The following is a 17,548-nucleotide window of genomic DNA, read 5'->3' as shown; positions in this document are numbered from 1 at the left end:
CAAGCATGCAAAAGCACTTGCGTTTAAACGAATACAAAGTTCTACTTTTTAGAATTTCTCTGGCTTATTTATTTTACTTTATTGCTCGAGTTTTATTTTATTTTTTCAATGCTGATTTGTTAAGAGTAGAATCAATTTCTGATTTTCTTTCATTATCCTATTACGGATTGACCTTTGATACCACAGCTATTTTATATGTAAACTTACTGTTTATTGTATTTTCTATTCTTCCTCTTTGGAAAAATGCCAATCAAGGGTATCAGAAGTTCTTGTTTTATGTCTATTTCAGTACTAATTTATTGGCTTACGCCACTAATTTTGTCGATTTTATTTATTACAAATTTACTTTTGCCAGAACAACAATTGTTGCGTTAAATGTTTTAGAACATGAAACTAATAAAACAACCTTGTTGCTTAATTTTTTAGTGGAATATTGGTACGTTTTTGTGCTATTTTTTCTCTTTTCATTACTTTGGATTTTTCTGTACAAAAAAGTAGTAGTAGAGGATTTTAAACCAACAAAGCATGTAGCTTACTTTGGTTTTTCATCTGTAGGCTTTATCTTTATCGTTTTGCTAGTGATTGCGGGCATTCGTGGAGGTGATTTTAAGAAATCAACTCGTCCTATTAATTTATTGGATGCAAGTCGAAATGTAAAAAATATTGTGCATTCGGATATCGTACTCAACACTCCTTTTGCAATTATAAGAACCTTATTTACTAATAGCTTCCTAAAGGTTAACTATGATGATGTTACTGCAGAAGTCATTGAGCAACAAGTTCAACCAGTGAAATTTTACAGCAACAACCCTAAAACGAAACCAAATGTTGTTGTATTAATAGTAGAAAGTTTTGGTCGCGAATACATCGGTGCTTTTAACAAAAAAGCAAATATTCCAAATTATAAAAGTCATGCACCGTTTTTAGATTCATTGGCTCAACACAGCATGATTTACACCAATGCTTATGCTAATGGCCGACAGTCTATACATGGAATGTCCTCTGTGTTATCAGGGATTCCATCGTTTAAAGACGCTTTTACGTCTTCGCCATATCCAAAACAAAAAATTGAATCGCTAGTCTCTACTCTAAAAGGTGAAGGATATAACACTTCCTTTTTTCATGGTGCTGCTAATGGTTCAATGGGTTTCTTAGGTTTTAGTAAAATCCTTGGGATTGATGATTATTATGGGCGTACTGAGTTTAACGATGACTCTCAATTTGATGGCTTTTGGGGAATTTGGGACGAACCCTTTCTTCAATATATGAAAAAGACATTGGACAAAAAGAAAACGCCATTTTTTGCAACAGCGTTTACAGTTTCATCACATGAACCTTATGTAATTCCGCAGAAATATAAAAACCGATTTAAAGAAGGCAAAGTTGCTATCCATAAAAATGCAGAATATACTGATTTTGCAATAAAACGTTTTTTTGATGAGGCAAAAAAAGAGCCTTGGTTCGACAATACTATATTTGTAATGGTTGCGGACCATTGTAACCAAATTTACTATGACGAATATCAAAAACCGATCAATCGGTTTGCTGTACCAATTCTTATTTACCAACCCAATAGTAAGTATGTAGGTGTAGATGATGATTTTGCACAACAAATTGATATTTTTCCTACTATTTTAGATATGATAGGATATGATAAACCTTTTAGAAGCTGGGGCAGAAGCTTACTAGACAAGAAATCAAGCCAACCATTTTTTATTAACTCCACCGGAAATATTTATCAGTTTGCAAGAGGAAATTACATCTGTACTTTTGACGGCAAGTTAGCGCTAGGTTTCTATGATAAAAATGACAAAGCATTGAAAAATAATTTGATTAAAAATCGAAATGCTGAAATGAATGATATCGAATTAAATTGCAAAGCATTCATTCAAGATTATATGGAAAGAGTGGTTGATAAGAGGCTAGATAAGTAATTCAGTAATACCAATTCTTCTGAGTATATTTATTTTAAAGCATTTAATATAAGTTAATTATTTAAAATAAACGTAAAATAGTTACTAAGTAATAGAATTATTTTGAATGCAAAATTGATTCTTGATGAAGTGATTTAGGACATTAATAAAAAAATATAGCTTTTTGGAACATATAAAATTTTATATTTGCCAATCCAAACATAATAAAACCGCAAAAATCCTATGGAATATTTAGATTTTGAGCTTCCAATAAAAGAACTAGTTGATCAATTAGAAAAATGTGTTGTTATTGGTCAAGAGTCAGATGTTGATGTAACTAATACGTGCAAGCAAATCAACAAAAAACTAGAAGACACTAAAAGAAGTATATATAAAAATTTAACTGCTTGGCAGCGTGTTCAATTATCAAGGCATCCAAGTCGTCCTTACACAATGGATCATGTACGTGCTTTGTGTGGAGATACTTTTTTAGAACTTTTTGGAGATAGAGGTTTTAAAGACGACAAAGCCATGATAGGTGGTTTAGGTAAAATTGACGGACAATCGTTTATGATTGTAGGCCAACAAAAAGGATTCAATACTAAAACGCGTCAGTTTCGTAACTTTGGGATGGCAAATCCTGAAGGATATAGAAAAGCATTGCGATTAATGAAAATGGCAGAGAAATTTGGAATTCCTGTGCTAACTTTAATTGATACTCCGGGAGCTTATCCAGGTTTAGAGGCTGAAGAAAGAGGACAAGGTGAAGCCATTGCTAGAAATATATTTGAAATGGTTCGTTTAAAAGTGCCAATTATCACTGTAATTGTGGGTGAAGGTGCTTCTGGTGGAGCATTAGGAATAGGTGTGGGTGATAAAGTGTATATGATGGAAAATACTTGGTATTCTGTTATATCACCAGAATCATGTTCTTCTATTTTATGGAAAAGCTGGGAATACAAAGAGCAAGCTGCTGAGGCTTTGAAATTGACTTCGGCTGATATGAAAAAACAGAAATTAGTTGATGATATCATTCCAGAACCTCTAGGTGGAGCACACTACGATAGAGAAACTGCTTTTAAGACTGTGGAGCAATATATCATGAAGGGATATAATGAACTGAAAGACTTATCAACAGATGAATTAGTTGCTAATAGAATGGAGAAATATTTAAAAATGGGTGAATATAAGGACTAAGACCTTACTACTAAATACATAATCCGCCTCATCTACAGATGAGGCGGATTTTTTTTGGGTTATAAACAAAAAATAGTTAGTTATCAACAACTATTTGTAACAACTCTGAGGCTATCTTTTTTTAATTTTTCTTACTTTCGCTCTATGGAAAACTTTAGAAATATTAATCCTGTAAAGATTGATAAAACTACTATAATAAGCCTTGAAAAAGGAAAGCTTCAGCCGCAAGTTCTTGATTTAGAGGAAGCTGTATTGGGAGCTATGATGATTGATAAAAAGGGAGTAGATGACGTAATTGACATTTTACAACCAGATGCATTTTATAAAGAGGCGCACAAACACATATTTGAAGCTATTGTTCAACTGTTTACAGAAACGCAACCTATTGACTTATTAACCGTTTCTGCCCAACTTAAGAAAAATGCCAAATTAGAGCTCGCAGGAGGTGATTTTTACCTTATTCAGCTAACGCAAAAAATATCTTCTTCAGCGCATATTGAGTTTCACTCGAGGATTATCCTTCAAAAATTTATTCAGCGTAGTTTGATTCGGATTTCGACAGAAATCATCGAAGATTCTTATGATGAAACAACTGATGTTTTTGATTTATTAGACAGAGCGGAATCTAAATTGTACGAAGTAACGCAAGGAAATATTAAACGTAGTTCAGAGACTGCACAGAGTTTAGTTTTGCAAGCTAAAAAGCGTATTGAAGAAATTGCAGGTCAAGAAGGATTGAGTGGAGTAGCTACTGGTTTTGAAAAACTAGACAAAATTACTTCTGGATGGCAACCAAGCGATTTAATCATTATAGCGGCAAGACCTGCAATGGGAAAAACAGCTTTTGTATTATCCATGGCTAGGAATATGGCAATTGACTTTGGAATGCCTGTTGCTTTATTCTCTCTGGAGATGGCATCGGTCCAGTTAATTACTCGTTTGATTTCATCAGAAACAGGTTTGTCATCAGAGAAATTACGTACTGGGAAATTAGAAAAACATGAATGGGAACAATTGAGTACCAAAGTGAAAAATCTAGAGAAAGCGCCGCTTTTTATTGATGATACACCGTCACTATCAATTTTCGATTTAAGAGCAAAAGCGAGACGTTTAGTATCGCAACATGGAATCCGAATTATTATTGTCGATTATTTGCAATTAATGACAGCTGGCGGAAATGGAAAAGGAGGAGGGAATAGAGAGCAAGAGATTTCTACCATTTCCCGAAACTTAAAAGCATTAGCAAAGGAGCTTAATGTCCCTGTAATTGCACTTTCACAGTTATCGCGTGCGGTGGAAACGCGTGGTTCTAGCAAAAGACCTTTGTTATCTGATTTACGTGAATCTGGAGCGATTGAGCAGGATGCCGATATTGTATCGTTCTTGTATCGTCCTGAATATTATAAAATTGATGAGTGGGATGATGATGAAGCGTCGCCAACTGCAGGTCAAGCAGAAATTATGATAGCCAAACACCGTAACGGTAGTATCGAAAACGTACGTTTGAAATTCATTGGACATTTAGGAAAGTTTGACAACTTAGAAGATCATAGCGGTAGTTATGATGATTTACCATCAAGTATGAATCAAGATGATAATCCATTTATAACTAAAAATTTACCGTCAGCAAATGAAGCATTTGGAAGTCATTTTAATGATCCTGATGATGATAGTGATGTGCCGTTTTAAGGTATAAGATTATAAAAATAAGTTCTAAAAACCGTCTCGTTTACATACGAGACGGTTTTTTTTTTTATCTTTTATGTCCCATAAAAACGTTTATCTTTGAAATAAAAAAAAATAGCAATGTCTTTCTCAAGAGCACTTTGGATTCTTATGTTGCTTCTTTCCTTCTCGGTTAGAGGATCTTTTATTTTAATTCCAATGGATGAAACAACGCAACAAAATCATTTGAAAGCGTATGGAATTACCTATTGGTGTATTGATAAAAACTACAAATCGAGTTGGTTGCTTAATTATCGCGGAGGCTCTTTTTTGTTGCCAGATGCCCCAGAAATAAGAAAGGAATGCCAAATTCGTGGCGTTAGTTTTGAAGTTATTTCTGATGCGGAACAAGTATCTATTTTAAATGAAATATCGAGTCCTTCCCAAAATATGGAGGCAGTAATTTTAGAAAAAGCTCCAAAGATTGCTGTTTACACTCCTAAAGGGAAACAACCGTGGGACGATGCTGTTACTTTAGTTTTGACGTATGCCGAAATTCCTTTTACTCCTATCTATGATGAAGAAGTTTTAAGTGACCAATTGTTGCTTTTCGATTGGTTGCATTTGCATCACGAGGATTTTACCGGTCAATATGGTAAGTTTTACGCTAGTTATAGAAATGTGCCGTGGTACATTGAGCAAAAAAAAGAAGCTGAAAATCTAGCAACAAAATTAGGTTATCCAAAAGTGTCTCAGGAGAAGGGAGCTGTTGCAAAAAAGATTAGAGATTTTGTAATTGGTGGAGGCTTTATGTTTGCGATGTGTTCTGCGACGGATAGTTTTGATATCGCTTTGGCTGCTGATGGGATTGATATTTGCGAAGCCATGTTTGATGGTGATGCTAGCGAAGGAAATTATCAATCTAAAATAAACTATAACAATTCGTTTGCTTTTAAAGATTTTACTTTGGAAAGAAAACCAGAAGTTTATGAGTTTTCAGATATTGATATGACTAATAAAAGAAGAATTCCAATGGAGAAAGATTATTTTACATTGATGGAGTTTTCAGCTAAATGGGATCCTATTCCTAGTATGCTTTGTCAAAATCATACGCAATTGGTGAAAGGATTTATGGGACAAACTACATCCTTTGATTCCGCGCTTGTGAAGTCTAATGTATTACTTTTAGGTAGTTGTGAACTCAATGGGGAGGCAAGATACATCCATGGCCAAAAAGGAAAAGGAATGTTTACCTTTTATGGAGGTCATGATCCAGAAGATTATCAGCATCAAGTTGGTGATCCACCGACAGTTTTAGATTTACATGCTAATTCTCCGGGTTATCGTTTGATTTTAAATAATGTACTATTTCCAGCTGCAAGAAAGAAAAAAATGAAAACCTAATTTTATAATTTATACGAATGAAAGTCAATCCATGTGATTGGCTTTTTTGTTCCCAATAGTAGTTATTTTTAAGAGTTTTGTAGAAGAAATTATACGTTAGTGCTTTAAGTATTAATTCTAAATTCAATCTGAAACAAACTGGTAGGTGCTGGTGTGTGTGTTTAAAAAAGTATTCTATTTTTGGAATTGGATTTTTTTTAGATATCGTAAAAAATAAAAGTATTAATAAGTAATATTTAAAATTTATTGGATTAATAAAAAGTAAATGTTTGTTTTTTTGTTAAATCAAATAGGTTGAGGTAGTTTTTTGATCATTCGTAAGAATAATTTAAAATGGACGAAACGACTTCTAGAAAAGATTTTTAAAAGCGATTTTTAACAACTTTTAATAAAATATATTTAATGAAAAAGAAAATTTTAATTCATCTACTTGTTATTCTTTTTGTAGGAATTTGTAATGTCAAGGCACAATCTAAAGCAATTGATGGTTCAATAATAGCTCCAACTCCACCAATGGGATGGATGACATGGAACTATTTTGCCGATAATTTTAACGAAAAAGATATTCGTGAAATGGCCGATGCCATGGTTAGTAGTGGTATGCTAAAAGCAGGTTATGATTATCTATTCATTGATGACGGATGGCAAGGTGGTCGAGATAACAAGAATAATATAATTCCAGATCCGGTTAAATTCCCATCGGGAATAAAAGCGCTTGCTGATTATGTACATAGTAAAGGACTGAAATTAGGAATTTATTCGGATGCGGCTCCGCTTACTTGTGCGGGTTATACTGCCAGTTTAAATTTTGAAGAACAAGATGCTAAAACTTTTGCTAGCTGGGGAATTGACTATTTGAAATATGATTATTGTGGTGCTCCAGACGATATGGAAATAGCCAAAACACGCTATAAAAAAATGGGCGATGCTTTAAGAAAAAGCGGACGTGATATTGCTTTTGGAATTTGTGAGTGGGGAGATCGTAAACCTTGGCTTTGGGGAGCACAAGTTGGTGGGCAATTATGGAGAACTACGGCTGACGTAAGAGATAAATGGAAAAGTCTTAAACCTGCTAAAAACGCAAAGGATTTGCACGGAACTGGTGCTGGAATATTAGATATTGTTGATTACTCAATGAATTATGCTGCTTATGCAGGACCAGGTCATTGGAACGATATGGATATGCTAGTGGTTGGACTTTATGGTAAAAAAGGGCCTTCTGGAGCTCTGGGTGGAACAGGTTGTACTGATACAGAGTACCAGAGTCAAATGAGTCTTTGGACTATTATGAATTCGCCATTGGCTGCGACCAATGATCTGAGAAAAATGAATGCGGAAACGAAACGCATCTTGTTAAACACAGAAGTGATTGCTATAAATCAGGATGCTCTTGGAAAACAAGCGGTAGCTAAAGTAAATAATGAAAAATGGAGTGTTTTTGTAAAACCGTTATCCAATGGAGATTTTGCAGTGGCAATTTTAAATCGCGCTGATAATGCTCAAAAAGCCAATTTTAGTTTTGCTGAATTAGGATTAACAGGAAACTACGAAATAAGAGATTTATGGCAGCACAAAGTAATTGGAAAAGGAAAAAAATGGGATGGAAAAGTGATAAGTCATGAGACTAAATTATTTCGATTGAAGAAAATATAGTGTAAGAAATGAAAAAACCAGCTCTTTATTTATTAGTTTTTTTTGTATCGAATAGTTGGATATTCGCTCAAACAGATCAGGAAATTAAGTTTGATTCGCCGGCTACTCATTTTACCCAATCAATACCTTTGGGTAATGGCAGGGTAGGTGCAATGGTTTATGGCAATCCTCATAAGGAACGAATTGTACTAAATGAAATTTCAATGTGGTCTGGCGGGATCGATAACCCCAACAGAGAGGATGCTTCTCAGTATTTAGCTGAAATTCAAGGATTTCTAAAAGAGGACAAAAATAAAGAAGCTCAGAATTTGCTACAAAAATATTTTGTTAGTGCAGGACAGGGGACAGCATTCGGTAATGGTGCAAATGCAAAATACGGAAGCTATCAAATCTTTGCCGACTTACTGATTAATTGGCAAGATACTACTGCTGCTGTTACCGATTATAAAAGAGTCTTGAATTTAGAGAATGCTATGGCCGTGACCCAATGGAAAAAAAACGGGGTTACTTTTAAGGAAGAAGTTTTAAGCAGTGGATCCGACAACGTAATTGTTGTTCGCCTTACTGCCGATAAACCAAATGGCTTAAATTTTAAGGTTTTGCTAAGCAGGAAAGAACATGCTCAATTTTCTGCAGTAGGAAATAACATTACCATGACAGGTCAGTTGCCAGGTGGAAATGGAGAACTTGGAATCCGTTTTGCGGGATATGCTAAAGTGTTGCCTACAAATGGAAAATTGGAAACAAAGAATAGCAGTATAAAAGTGACGGGAAGTTCGGAATGTATTATAATTTTGAGTGCTGCGACAGATCTAAATTGGCCTACTGTTGAAAAACGTGGGAAGGATCCTTTAGCAGTTGTTGAAAAAACGGTAAGCACAGCCAGTAAATTTTCTTGGAAAAAATTAAAAGAAAAACATATAGCAGATTACCAATATTATTACAATCGTTGCAAACTAGAATTCACTGCGAAACAAAACGAATCAATTGCAGATTTATCTACTGCAAAGCGTTTGGTTCGTTACTCAAAAGGAGAAAGCGATGTTACCTTGCCCGCCCTTTATTTTAATTTTGGTAGGTATTTATTAATTTCTTCCTCTCGTCCAGGTGGATTGCCAGCAAACTTGCAAGGACTTTGGGCCGAAGAATATCAGGCACCTTGGAACGGCGATTACCATTTAAATATAAATTTACAAATGAATTACTGGCCAGCTGAGGTCACTAATTTATCGGATTGCCATAAACCTTTAATGGAGTTTACAAAGCAATTGGTTAAACCTGGAGAGAAAACGGCCAAAGCGTATTATAATGCTGAGGGCTGGGTTGCGCATGTGGTTGCAAATCCCTGGAAATTTACTGCTCCTGGTGAAGGAGCTGATTGGGGTTCAACGCTATCAGGTGGAGCTTGGCTGTGTGAGCATTTATGGCAGCATTATTTATACAATCCTAACAAGGAAGTTTTAAAGCAGATTTATCCTGTTTTAAAAGGAGCTTCACAATTTTACAAAGACATTTTAATTGAAGATCCAAAAACAAAATGGTTAGTTACGGCTCCGTCTAACTCTCCTGAGAATTCTTATAAAACAGCAGAAGGTTTTGTGGGGCAAACAACAATGGGTCCTACAATGGATATGCAAATAGGTCGTGAATTGTTTGCTAATACTATTAAAGCTGCTAATTTATTAGGTCTTGACGCTGATTTTGTAAGTACTTTAGAAAAAGTACGAGGCCGCTTGGCGCCAAATCAAATCAGTCCAAAAACTGGAATTGTACAGGAATGGCTAAGAGATTATGACGAGACGGAAATAACCCACCGTCATGTCTCGCAATTGTACGGACTTTATCCTTTTGACGAAATTAATGCTGCAGAGACTCCTGAAATGATGGAGGCAGCGCGTAAAACATTAGTGCGAAGAGGAGATGAAGGTACGGGTTGGTCAAGAGCTTGGAAGGCTAATTTCTGGGCAATATTAGGAGATGGAAATCATGCGTTAAAAGTTTTAAAAGGATTGTTGACTCCTGCTTTTAAAGAAGATGCTGATAAATACACTGCTACTGGTGCAGGAACTTATCCTAATCTTTTTTGTGCGCATCCTCCTTTTCAAATCGATGGAAATTTTGGAGGAACATCCGCAATTGCCGAAATGCTTTTGCAAAGCAATGGTCAAAATTCAGTAATTAATTTATTACCAGCACTACCTGAAAGTGAGGAATGGAGTCAAGGAAGTGTAAAGGGAATGCAGGCCAGAAATGGTTTTGAAGTAAATTTTGAATGGAGTAATTCGAAATTAAAACAAGCTGAGATAATTTCTAAAAATGAGGCTGATTGCTATGTGAAACTACCTTTAAATATGGCCGTATATCACTCAAATGGTAAAAAAGTTTTGCTTAAGACGCAGGCAAATAATGTAGTGGTTTTCCCAACTAAAAAAGGAAGTTATTATTTTGTAAAATAAAATCCGTTTTATCTAATAAATGTAGTAGGCTGAAGTGCCTACATTTAATAATTATAAATTAAAAAAGGAAATGAAAAGAATAGCGTTTTTATTGGTGTTTCTATTGAGTACTTTAACTTCTGAAGCCCAGCAAACATCAAATGAACCTAAAATTAACGGTCCGCGTTTGTACGGAGCTAGCCCAGCGAAAGAATTCATTTATACTGTTCCTGCAAGTGGAGCCAGACCTATGACTTTTACGGCAAAGAAACTTCCAAAAGGAGTCAAAATGGATAAAAATACGGGTATCATAACTGGATCTGTTACAAATGCAGGTGATTATGTTATCGAATTGACTGCAAAAAATAAATATGGGATAGCTTCTAAATCATTTACATTGGTTATCGGCAATAAACTAGCGCTGACTCCGCCTATGGGATGGAGTAGTTGGTATTCCTTCGGTCGTAACGTAACTTTAGACAAAGTGGTTCGTTCAGCCGAAATTATGAAAGAGAAAGGATTGCAAAACTACGGTTGGAGTGTAATAGAAATTGATGATCCTTGGACTAATCAACCTACGGAAACTGATCCAGTTTGGAAAAATATAAAAACTAGAGCAGAAGGAGTTTATGGTTATTATGAAGGGCCTAATAATCTTCCAGAAAGAGTAGGTTCAGTTAGAGATACTAATGATGAATTAATTCCGAACACCTTTTTCAAAAATATTAAGCAATTCCCAGCTATCATGCACAAAATGGGGTTTAAGGCTGGAATATATAGTTCACCTGGTCCACTAACATGCGCCGGAGTTGCAGGAAGTTACGGATATGAATTAGTAGATGCTAAATTTTTTGCAGATAATGGATTTGATTATTTAAAATACGATTGGTGCAGCTACGGTTCTATTGCAAAAGATAATTCGAAAGAGGAATTGATGAAACCTTTCCGTGTAATGTCAGATGCTTTACATGCTCAAAAAAGGGACATTATTCATGCGCTTTGTCAATACGGAATGGGGAACGTATGGGAATGGGGTAATGAAAGCGGAGGTCAGCTTTGGCGTACTGAACAAGATGTTCATGATACTTGGCCTTCTGTTCGAAATGCTTTCAAAAAGCTTTCTGATAAGGCTTCTTATGTAAAACCAGGGAACTGGAATGACCCTGATATTTTACAAATAGGAGCAGTTGGAGCCCAAAGCTCTGGAAAAGCAGGAGGAAACGGTTTAACCTTTGAAGAACAAAGAACGGTAATGAGTATGTGGTGTATGTTGAGCGCTCCTTTGCTAATAGGCGCTAACATGGAATTGATGGATGAAGCTACACTTAGTTTGCTTACAAATGAGGAAGTTATCGCTGTGAATCAGGATGCTTTAGGTAGAGCTGGATCATTGGTAAAAACAATAGACAATACTGAGTTTTGGACAAAGCAAATGGAAGATGGTAGTCTAGTGGTTGGAATGTTAAACTTAGCTAACGAAACTAGAACTGTAAAGTTTCCTTTTTCTGCAGTGCAACTGCAAGGAACTCAAAAATTGCGTAATCTTTGGACAAAATCAGATTTAGGAAGTTTTAAAAATGAATTTGAGACTTCTATTCCAGCTCACGGTATTATAATGTTGCAAATAAAGAAATAGACAGTTCCTTTTTTTTGAAAATAAGATGTAGCAGAAAAAACCTTTAAAGCTAGTGCAATAAAGGTTCTTTTTTTACTTAAACAAATGATTGTAGGATATTTTGAGCGAGAGGAAGTTAGTTTTCTGTGTTCTTCTTATACTCTCCTGGCGTTACTCCATTTAACTTTTTAAAAATTTTGTTGAAATTAGAAGCAGTTTTATAACCGCATTCATAAGCGATTTCAGATATTCCCAAGTCGGTTTCTATTAGGAATTTGCAAGCATTAGCAATACGGACTTCATTTAGGTATTCTACAAAGCTTTTTTTAGCTTTAACTTTAAACATTCTGCAGAACGAGGTAGGAGTAAGATTGGCAATTTTAGCAATTTCGATTAATGAAATATCTTTCTTATAATGTTCTTTTATAAAAATAAAAACATCTGACAATCGGTCATTTGTGTTTTGATTAGTAGCAGGCGAATAGGCTTCGTTATTTACAAAAGTTAGATCGGTGCTTTCAGAGAGAATAGATAGGATTTCAAACAATCCAATGATAATTTCGAATTTTTTTTTGTGAACGAGTTTCTCAAGTTTTTTTGCAATTTTTTTATTGGTTTTACCGTGTATAGCTAGGCCTCGGATGCCATTATTGAAGAGCGTTTTTATTTTTTGAACTTCTTTAAGTTCGTAAAATGTAGTGCCAAAGAGTTCTTTATTAAAATAAACGACAATCGCTTTAGCTTTTAAGTCATTAACTTCTTGGTAATACATTTCATCGTTCAGCCAGACATGAGGAATATCAGAACCTAAAAAGACCATGTCTCCAGATTCAAAAGGAGCTACAGAATTCCCAATGATCCTCTTGCCAAAGCTCTCCTTAATATACACTAATTCAAGTTCTGGATGCGAATGAAAAGGAGATTGAAAAAATGTCTCTTCTCTGGAAATTACAGAAATTGAGGTGTTTAAGTAAGGAGTTATTTTAGTTTTTTCGATTTTCATTACTGTTGTATGGGTAAATAGTAATTAAACAAAGATAATATCGGATTAATTAGTATATCGTAATTATTATAACTTTCGACTTCCAAATAATTATAAATTTAATAAAAAAAATAGGTATGGCATTAAATTCTCAGTTGGGTCCACAAAAAAGCGCTGTAAATATTGATTTGCAAGAAAGTAAATTTTCTTGTGATAAAAAAGGAAATGAGGACTCTACTGAATCAAAAAAGTGGCTTTTTCCATTTATGTTAGTGACTAGCTTGTTTTTCTTTTGGGGATTTGTTCATAATCTAGATCCTATTTTGATTCCGCATTTGCGAAAAGCTTTCAACTTAACAGATTTAGAATCCTCGCTAGTTGACTCCGCTGTTTTTATTGCCTATTTTGCTATGGCATTGCCTGCGGGATTCGTAGCCCGTAAATATGGTTATAAAACAGGGATTTTAATTGGTTTAGTGCTTTTTGGTATTGGATCGATTCTTTTTGTGCCAGCGGCAAATTCGTTACAATACGTTTATTTTCTTGGTGCGCTATTTATTATCGCTTGTGGTTTAACATTTTTAGAGACTGCGGCAAATCCTTATGTTACTGTATTAGGTCCGCCAGAGACTGCGACTAAGCGACTGAATTTTGCACAATCTTTTAATGGGCTAGCTGCTTTTATAGCACCTACCTTTGTAGGGCCAATGATATTGTCTGGTAAAAATTATACAGAAGCTGAGATGGCAAGCATGTCATCAGTAGATTTACAAGCTTATTTAGCATCAGAAGCGGCAAGTGTTAAGATGCCTTACTTGGTTTTAGGGCTGATCATTTTTGTTGTTACAATACTAGTTTATTTCACTAGGATGCCAGATGTTAAAGAAAATGATAGCGAAGGTGCTGGGGAATCTAGTTTTTCGAGTGCACTTAAGTCAATGAAATTAAGATGGGGAATTGTAGCACAGTTTTTCTATGTGGGCGCTCAAGTTTGTGTAGGAAGCTTTTTTATTAAAATGGCAACCACTGCTGCTGGAATAGAAGAAGGAGCAGCTGCTAAATATTTAGGATTCTTTGGTTTAGCGTTTATGTTAGGCCGTTTTGCTGGTACATTTTTGATGCAATACATTCAACCTCGCAAATTGTTGATCATCTATGCTATGATTAATATCTTTTTGACAATCCTCGCCATTACAGGAACTGGGATGGTTGTAGTTTATACATTAATCTCTATTGCATTCTTTATGAGTATTATGTTCCCTACTATCTTTTCAATGGGCATAGACGGTTTAGGAAATAATACTAAAATTGGATCATCATTAATCGTAATGTCAATTGTAGGCGGAGCGCTATTACCTCCTGTTTTAGGATTAATTTCTGACGCTACAGGAAGTATTCAAATGGGGTATTTAGTTCCGTTAGTATGTTTCTCAGTAATATTATTATTCGCATTCAACGGACACAAAGCTAATAAAGCATAAATTTTATTTATATCAACTATGTTAAATAATGAAACGAAAAGACTGGTAATAAAAATGCACCCAAAAGATAATGTTTTGGTGGCTTTAACAGATTTACCGCAAAATGAAGATGTGATTTTTGAAGGAGAAACTTTCGTTCTTCAGAATACAATTAAAGCAAAACATAAATTTTATACCACAGATTTAAAAGCGGGTGATGAGGTTATTATGTACGGCGTATTAGTCGGAAAAGTACAGTTTGATGTTGCTAAAGGCAGTTTGATGACTATCGAAAACCTTAAACATGCTGCTGAACCTTATGCCTACAGAAAAGTTAAAAACTCTTGGCAAGCACCAGATGTAACCAAGTATAAGGATAGAACTTTTAAGGGATATAAAAGAAAAGACGGCCGTGTAGGAACCGCTAATTATTGGTTGTTTGTGCCAACAGTTTTTTGTGAAAACAGAAACCTTGATGTAATAAAAGAAGCATTGCAAAACGAATTGGGTTATTCTGTGAGTGATAAATACACTCAATATACCAATCAGTTGTTGAAAGCATACCAAAATGGTGAAGATATGGATTCGGTTAACATCCAACTTGCACCAAATACGAACACTAGTCGCGTGTTTAAAAACGTTGATGGAATTAAATTCTTGAATCACCAAGGAGGATGTGGCGGTACGCGTCAGGATTCGGCGACTTTGAGCGCATTGTTGGCTTCGTATGCCAATCATCCTAATGTAGCTGGAATTACGCTTTTGAGTTTGGGTTGTCAGCATTTGCAAGTGCAAGATTTTGTAAACGATGTTAAAAAACAAAATCCTTCATTTGATAAACCATTGCTTGTTTTCGAACAACAACAAACTGTTAGTGAAGAGCAATTGATTGCTGATGCGATCAAACAAACATTTGAAGGATTGATAGAGATAAATAAGTTAGGAAGGTCTCCAGCACCATTAAGCGATTTAGTTTTAGGTGTGAAATGCGGAGGAAGCGATGGCTTTAGTGGCGTTTCTGCTAATCCGGCGGTTGGTTATACTTCGGATTTGTTAGTAGCTTTAGGAGGTAAAGTTTTATTAGCAGAATTCCCTGAATTGTGTGGTGTAGAGCAGAATTTAATTGACCGTTGTGTCACAAAAGAATCAGCGGAGAAGTTTATCGATTTGATGCAATCTTATGATGCTTTGGCGCACAAAGTGGGTTCTGGTTTTCACATGAATCCATCTCCTGGAAATATCAAGGACGGATTGATTACTGATGCTATCAAAAGTGCTGGTGCGGCCAAAAAAGGTGGAACGGCACCAGTAGTAGATGTTTTGGATTATACAGAACCCGTTACAAAACCAGGATTGAATTTAGTGTGCACGCCAGGAAATGATGTAGAAGCAACAACTGGTAAAGCTGCGGCTGGAGCCACATTAATTTTGTTTACAACAGGTTTAGGGACGCCAACGGGAAATCCTGTTTGTCCGGTGATTAAGGTGGCGACTAATTCCGTTTTGGCTAAAAAAATGAGTGATATTATTGATATTGACTGTGGTCCAGTTATTAGTGGTGAAAAATCAATTGAAGAAATGGGAGAAGATATTCTAGAATATTGTATTAAAGCAGCCAGTGGCGAAATTATCCCGAAAGCGGTTCAGTTAAATCAAGACGATTTTATTCCGTGGAAACGGGGAGTTTCGTTGTAAAATATTTAAAATCTTAAAAAAGAAAGTATGTTTTCATTACAAAATAAAATTGCAGTAGTTACCGGAGGCGGTAGCGGAATAGGAAAAGCGATTTCGGCTTTATTTGCCAAACAAGGAGCAACGGTTCATATTCTTGAATTAACTGACGAAAGTGCTAAAGATGCTCTTGACGAAATAAAGGCAAACGGTGGAAAAGTTTTTTCGCATGCCTGTAATGTGGCTAATCAACAAGAAGTGATTGCCACTTTTGAAAAAATTGGAGCGATTAATATTCTTGTAAACAATGCAGGAATTGCTCATATTGGTAAAGTAGATACAACTCCTGAGGCTGATTTTGATCGTATTATGAATGTAAACGTAAAAGGAGTTTACAACTGTTTGCATGCTGCGATTCCACAATTTAGAAAAAGCAATGGCGGTGTAATTGTAAATATGGCTTCTATTGCGGCCTGGGTAGGAATTCCAGATCGATTCGCATATTCTACAGCAAAAGGTGCCGTAATGGCAATGACATTGTCGGTTGCAAAGGATTATTTGAACGAGAATATCCGTTGTAATTCTATTTCTCCTGCAAGAGTGCACACGCCTTTTGTAGATGGATTTATATCAAAAACGTATCCAGGAAAAGAAGCTGAAATTTTCGACAAATTATCTCAATCACAACCTATCGGACGAATGGGCAAACCAGATGAAGTGGCCGCTCTTGCCTTGTTTCTTTGCAGTGATGAAGCTGGTTTTATTACGGGTTCTGATTATCCTATTGATGGTGGATTTATAAAATTAAATAACTAATGAAGGTCGCCTTATTTATACCTTGTTATATCGATCAGTTTTACCCCAAGGTAGGTATTGCTACTTTGGAGTTATTAGAAAAATTAGGTTGTGATGTAAGTTTTCCATTGGAACAAACTTGCTGTGGCCAGCCTATGGCTAATAGCGGTTTTGCTACATCAAGCAAAGGTTGTGATACTAATTTTATTAAAAATTTTGATGGGTTTGAGTATATAGTAGCGCCTTCCGGAAGTTGTGTTTTGCATGTAAAGGAGCATTTAAAAGACGATTTACATCCGGAAAAAGTAGAGCAAATTAGAAAGAATGTTTATGAGCTAACTGAATTTTTGACTGATATTTTAAAAGTTGAAAAACTAAATGCTCGTTTTCCTTATAAAGTTGGTTTGCACAATAGTTGCCACGGACAGAGAGGATTAGGACTTTCTTCGATGACCGAAAGAATGTTGCCTCAATTTTCTAAACCCGAACAATTGTTATCGATGGTAAAAGGCATTCAATTGTCTAAGACAAAACGAAGCGATGAATGCTGTGGTTTTGGAGGGACTTTTTGTGTGTTCGAAGAAGCCGTAAGTGTCAAAATGGGTAAAGATAGAATTGTCGAGCACGATGACAACAATGTGGATTATATTACTGGTGGAGATACCAGTTGTTTGATGCATTTAGAAGGAATTTTAAAAAGACAAGGAAGTAAAGTACGAACCATTCATATTGCTGAGATATTGAATAGCAGTTTATAA

General features: G+C 35.4%; 12 protein-coding genes. 11 read left to right on the top strand and 1 reads right to left on the bottom strand.

The genetic code is table 11. The annotated features are described in order from the left end of the window. The first annotated feature begins 5 nt into the window (after positions 1 to 5). The 7 genes from LNP27_RS14045 to LNP27_RS14015 all read left to right on the top strand — a co-directional run bounded on the left by LNP27_RS14045 (position 6) and on the right by LNP27_RS14015 (position 11,903). On the top strand, positions 6 to 1,934 hold the full coding sequence (locus LNP27_RS14045; RefSeq protein ID WP_229942264.1) for an LTA synthase family protein: 1,929 nt from the start codon (positions 6 to 8) through the stop codon (positions 1,932 to 1,934). A 222-nt stretch (positions 1,935 to 2,156) separates the two neighbouring features. Further along, positions 2,157 to 3,110: an acetyl-CoA carboxylase carboxyltransferase subunit alpha gene (locus LNP27_RS14040; protein ID WP_229942263.1), complete on the top strand. Its 954-nt coding sequence runs from the start codon at positions 2,157 to 2,159 to the stop codon at positions 3,108 to 3,110. A 144-nt stretch (positions 3,111 to 3,254) separates the two neighbouring features. Then, a complete protein-coding gene (gene dnaB / locus LNP27_RS14035) occupies positions 3,255 to 4,799 on the top strand; it encodes a replicative DNA helicase (RefSeq protein ID WP_229942262.1) in 1,545 nt (514 codons plus the stop codon). 117 nt (positions 4,800 to 4,916) lie between these two features. Continuing rightward, positions 4,917 to 6,179: an asparagine synthetase B gene (locus LNP27_RS14030; RefSeq protein WP_229942261.1), complete on the top strand. Its 1,263-nt coding sequence runs from the start codon at positions 4,917 to 4,919 to the stop codon at positions 6,177 to 6,179. A gap of 402 nt (positions 6,180 to 6,581) precedes the next feature. Next, complete coding sequence (locus LNP27_RS14025; protein WP_229942260.1) at positions 6,582 to 7,832, top strand: glycoside hydrolase family 27 protein; 1,251 nt, start codon at positions 6,582 to 6,584, stop codon at positions 7,830 to 7,832. A gap of 8 nt (positions 7,833 to 7,840) precedes the next feature. Then, complete coding sequence (locus LNP27_RS14020; protein WP_229942259.1) at positions 7,841 to 10,288, top strand: glycoside hydrolase family 95 protein; 2,448 nt, start codon at positions 7,841 to 7,843, stop codon at positions 10,286 to 10,288. Positions 10,289 to 10,358: 70 nt separating this feature from the next. Beyond that, positions 10,359 to 11,903, top strand: coding sequence for a putative Ig domain-containing protein (locus LNP27_RS14015; RefSeq protein WP_229942258.1), 1,545 nt, complete (start codon positions 10,359 to 10,361; stop codon positions 11,901 to 11,903). Between the two features lie 115 nt (positions 11,904 to 12,018). Here the strand turns inward: LNP27_RS14015 and LNP27_RS14010 are convergent, their stop codons facing one another. Continuing rightward, positions 12,019 to 12,885, bottom strand: coding sequence for an AraC family transcriptional regulator (locus LNP27_RS14010; RefSeq protein WP_229942257.1), 867 nt, complete (start codon positions 12,883 to 12,885; stop codon positions 12,019 to 12,021). A 116-nt stretch (positions 12,886 to 13,001) separates the two neighbouring features. Here LNP27_RS14010 and fucP point away from each other — a divergent pair, with 116 nt between their 5' ends. Genes fucP through LNP27_RS13990 form a run of 4 tightly spaced genes read left to right on the top strand, consistent with a single transcriptional unit; the run spans position 13,002 to position 17,548 of the window. Next, the gene (gene fucP, locus LNP27_RS14005; RefSeq protein ID WP_229942256.1) at positions 13,002 to 14,345 is read left to right on the top strand and encodes an L-fucose:H+ symporter permease; all 1,344 of its coding nucleotides are present in this window, start codon (positions 13,002 to 13,004) and stop codon (positions 14,343 to 14,345) included. 54 nt (positions 14,346 to 14,399) lie between these two features. After that, on the top strand, positions 14,400 to 16,019 hold the full coding sequence (locus LNP27_RS14000) for a UxaA family hydrolase (RefSeq protein ID WP_229942255.1): 1,620 nt from the start codon (positions 14,400 to 14,402) through the stop codon (positions 16,017 to 16,019). Positions 16,020 to 16,046: 27 nt separating this feature from the next. Next, positions 16,047 to 16,811: an SDR family NAD(P)-dependent oxidoreductase gene (locus tag LNP27_RS13995; protein WP_229942254.1), complete on the top strand. Its 765-nt coding sequence runs from the start codon at positions 16,047 to 16,049 to the stop codon at positions 16,809 to 16,811. Further along, on the top strand, positions 16,811 to 17,548 hold the full coding sequence (locus LNP27_RS13990; RefSeq protein WP_229942253.1) for a (Fe-S)-binding protein: 738 nt from the start codon (positions 16,811 to 16,813) through the stop codon (positions 17,546 to 17,548). The genes LNP27_RS13995 and LNP27_RS13990 overlap by 1 nt, the downstream gene beginning before the upstream one ends.

The organism is Flavobacterium galactosidilyticum (genome assembly GCF_020911945.1).
Classification (GTDB): Bacteria; Bacteroidota; Bacteroidia; order Flavobacteriales; family Flavobacteriaceae; genus Flavobacterium; species Flavobacterium galactosidilyticum.
This window is presented reverse-complemented; position numbering and strand designations above follow the sequence as displayed.

What these genes read in the sequence shown, in the direction of transcription:
- LNP27_RS14045 (WP_229942264.1), top strand. Translation starts at nt 6, where the DNA reads ATGCAAAAGCACTTGCGTTTAAACGAATACAAAGTTCTACTTTTTAGA.
- LNP27_RS14040 (WP_229942263.1), top strand. Translation starts at nt 2,157, where the DNA reads ATGGAATATTTAGATTTTGAGCTTCCAATAAAAGAACTAGTTGATCAA.
- dnaB (WP_229942262.1), top strand. Translation starts at nt 3,255, where the DNA reads ATGGAAAACTTTAGAAATATTAATCCTGTAAAGATTGATAAAACTACT.
- LNP27_RS14030 (WP_229942261.1), top strand. Translation starts at nt 4,917, where the DNA reads ATGTCTTTCTCAAGAGCACTTTGGATTCTTATGTTGCTTCTTTCCTTC.
- LNP27_RS14025 (WP_229942260.1), top strand. Translation starts at nt 6,582, where the DNA reads ATGAAAAAGAAAATTTTAATTCATCTACTTGTTATTCTTTTTGTAGGA.
- LNP27_RS14020 (WP_229942259.1), top strand. Translation starts at nt 7,841, where the DNA reads ATGAAAAAACCAGCTCTTTATTTATTAGTTTTTTTTGTATCGAATAGT.
- LNP27_RS14015 (WP_229942258.1), top strand. Translation starts at nt 10,359, where the DNA reads ATGAAAAGAATAGCGTTTTTATTGGTGTTTCTATTGAGTACTTTAACT.
- LNP27_RS14010 (WP_229942257.1), bottom strand. Translation starts at nt 12,885, where the DNA reads ATGAAAATCGAAAAAACTAAAATAACTCCTTACTTAAACACCTCAATT.
- fucP (WP_229942256.1), top strand. Translation starts at nt 13,002, where the DNA reads ATGGCATTAAATTCTCAGTTGGGTCCACAAAAAAGCGCTGTAAATATT.
- LNP27_RS14000 (WP_229942255.1), top strand. Translation starts at nt 14,400, where the DNA reads ATGCACCCAAAAGATAATGTTTTGGTGGCTTTAACAGATTTACCGCAA.
- LNP27_RS13995 (WP_229942254.1), top strand. Translation starts at nt 16,047, where the DNA reads ATGTTTTCATTACAAAATAAAATTGCAGTAGTTACCGGAGGCGGTAGC.
- LNP27_RS13990 (WP_229942253.1), top strand. Translation starts at nt 16,811, where the DNA reads ATGAAGGTCGCCTTATTTATACCTTGTTATATCGATCAGTTTTACCCC.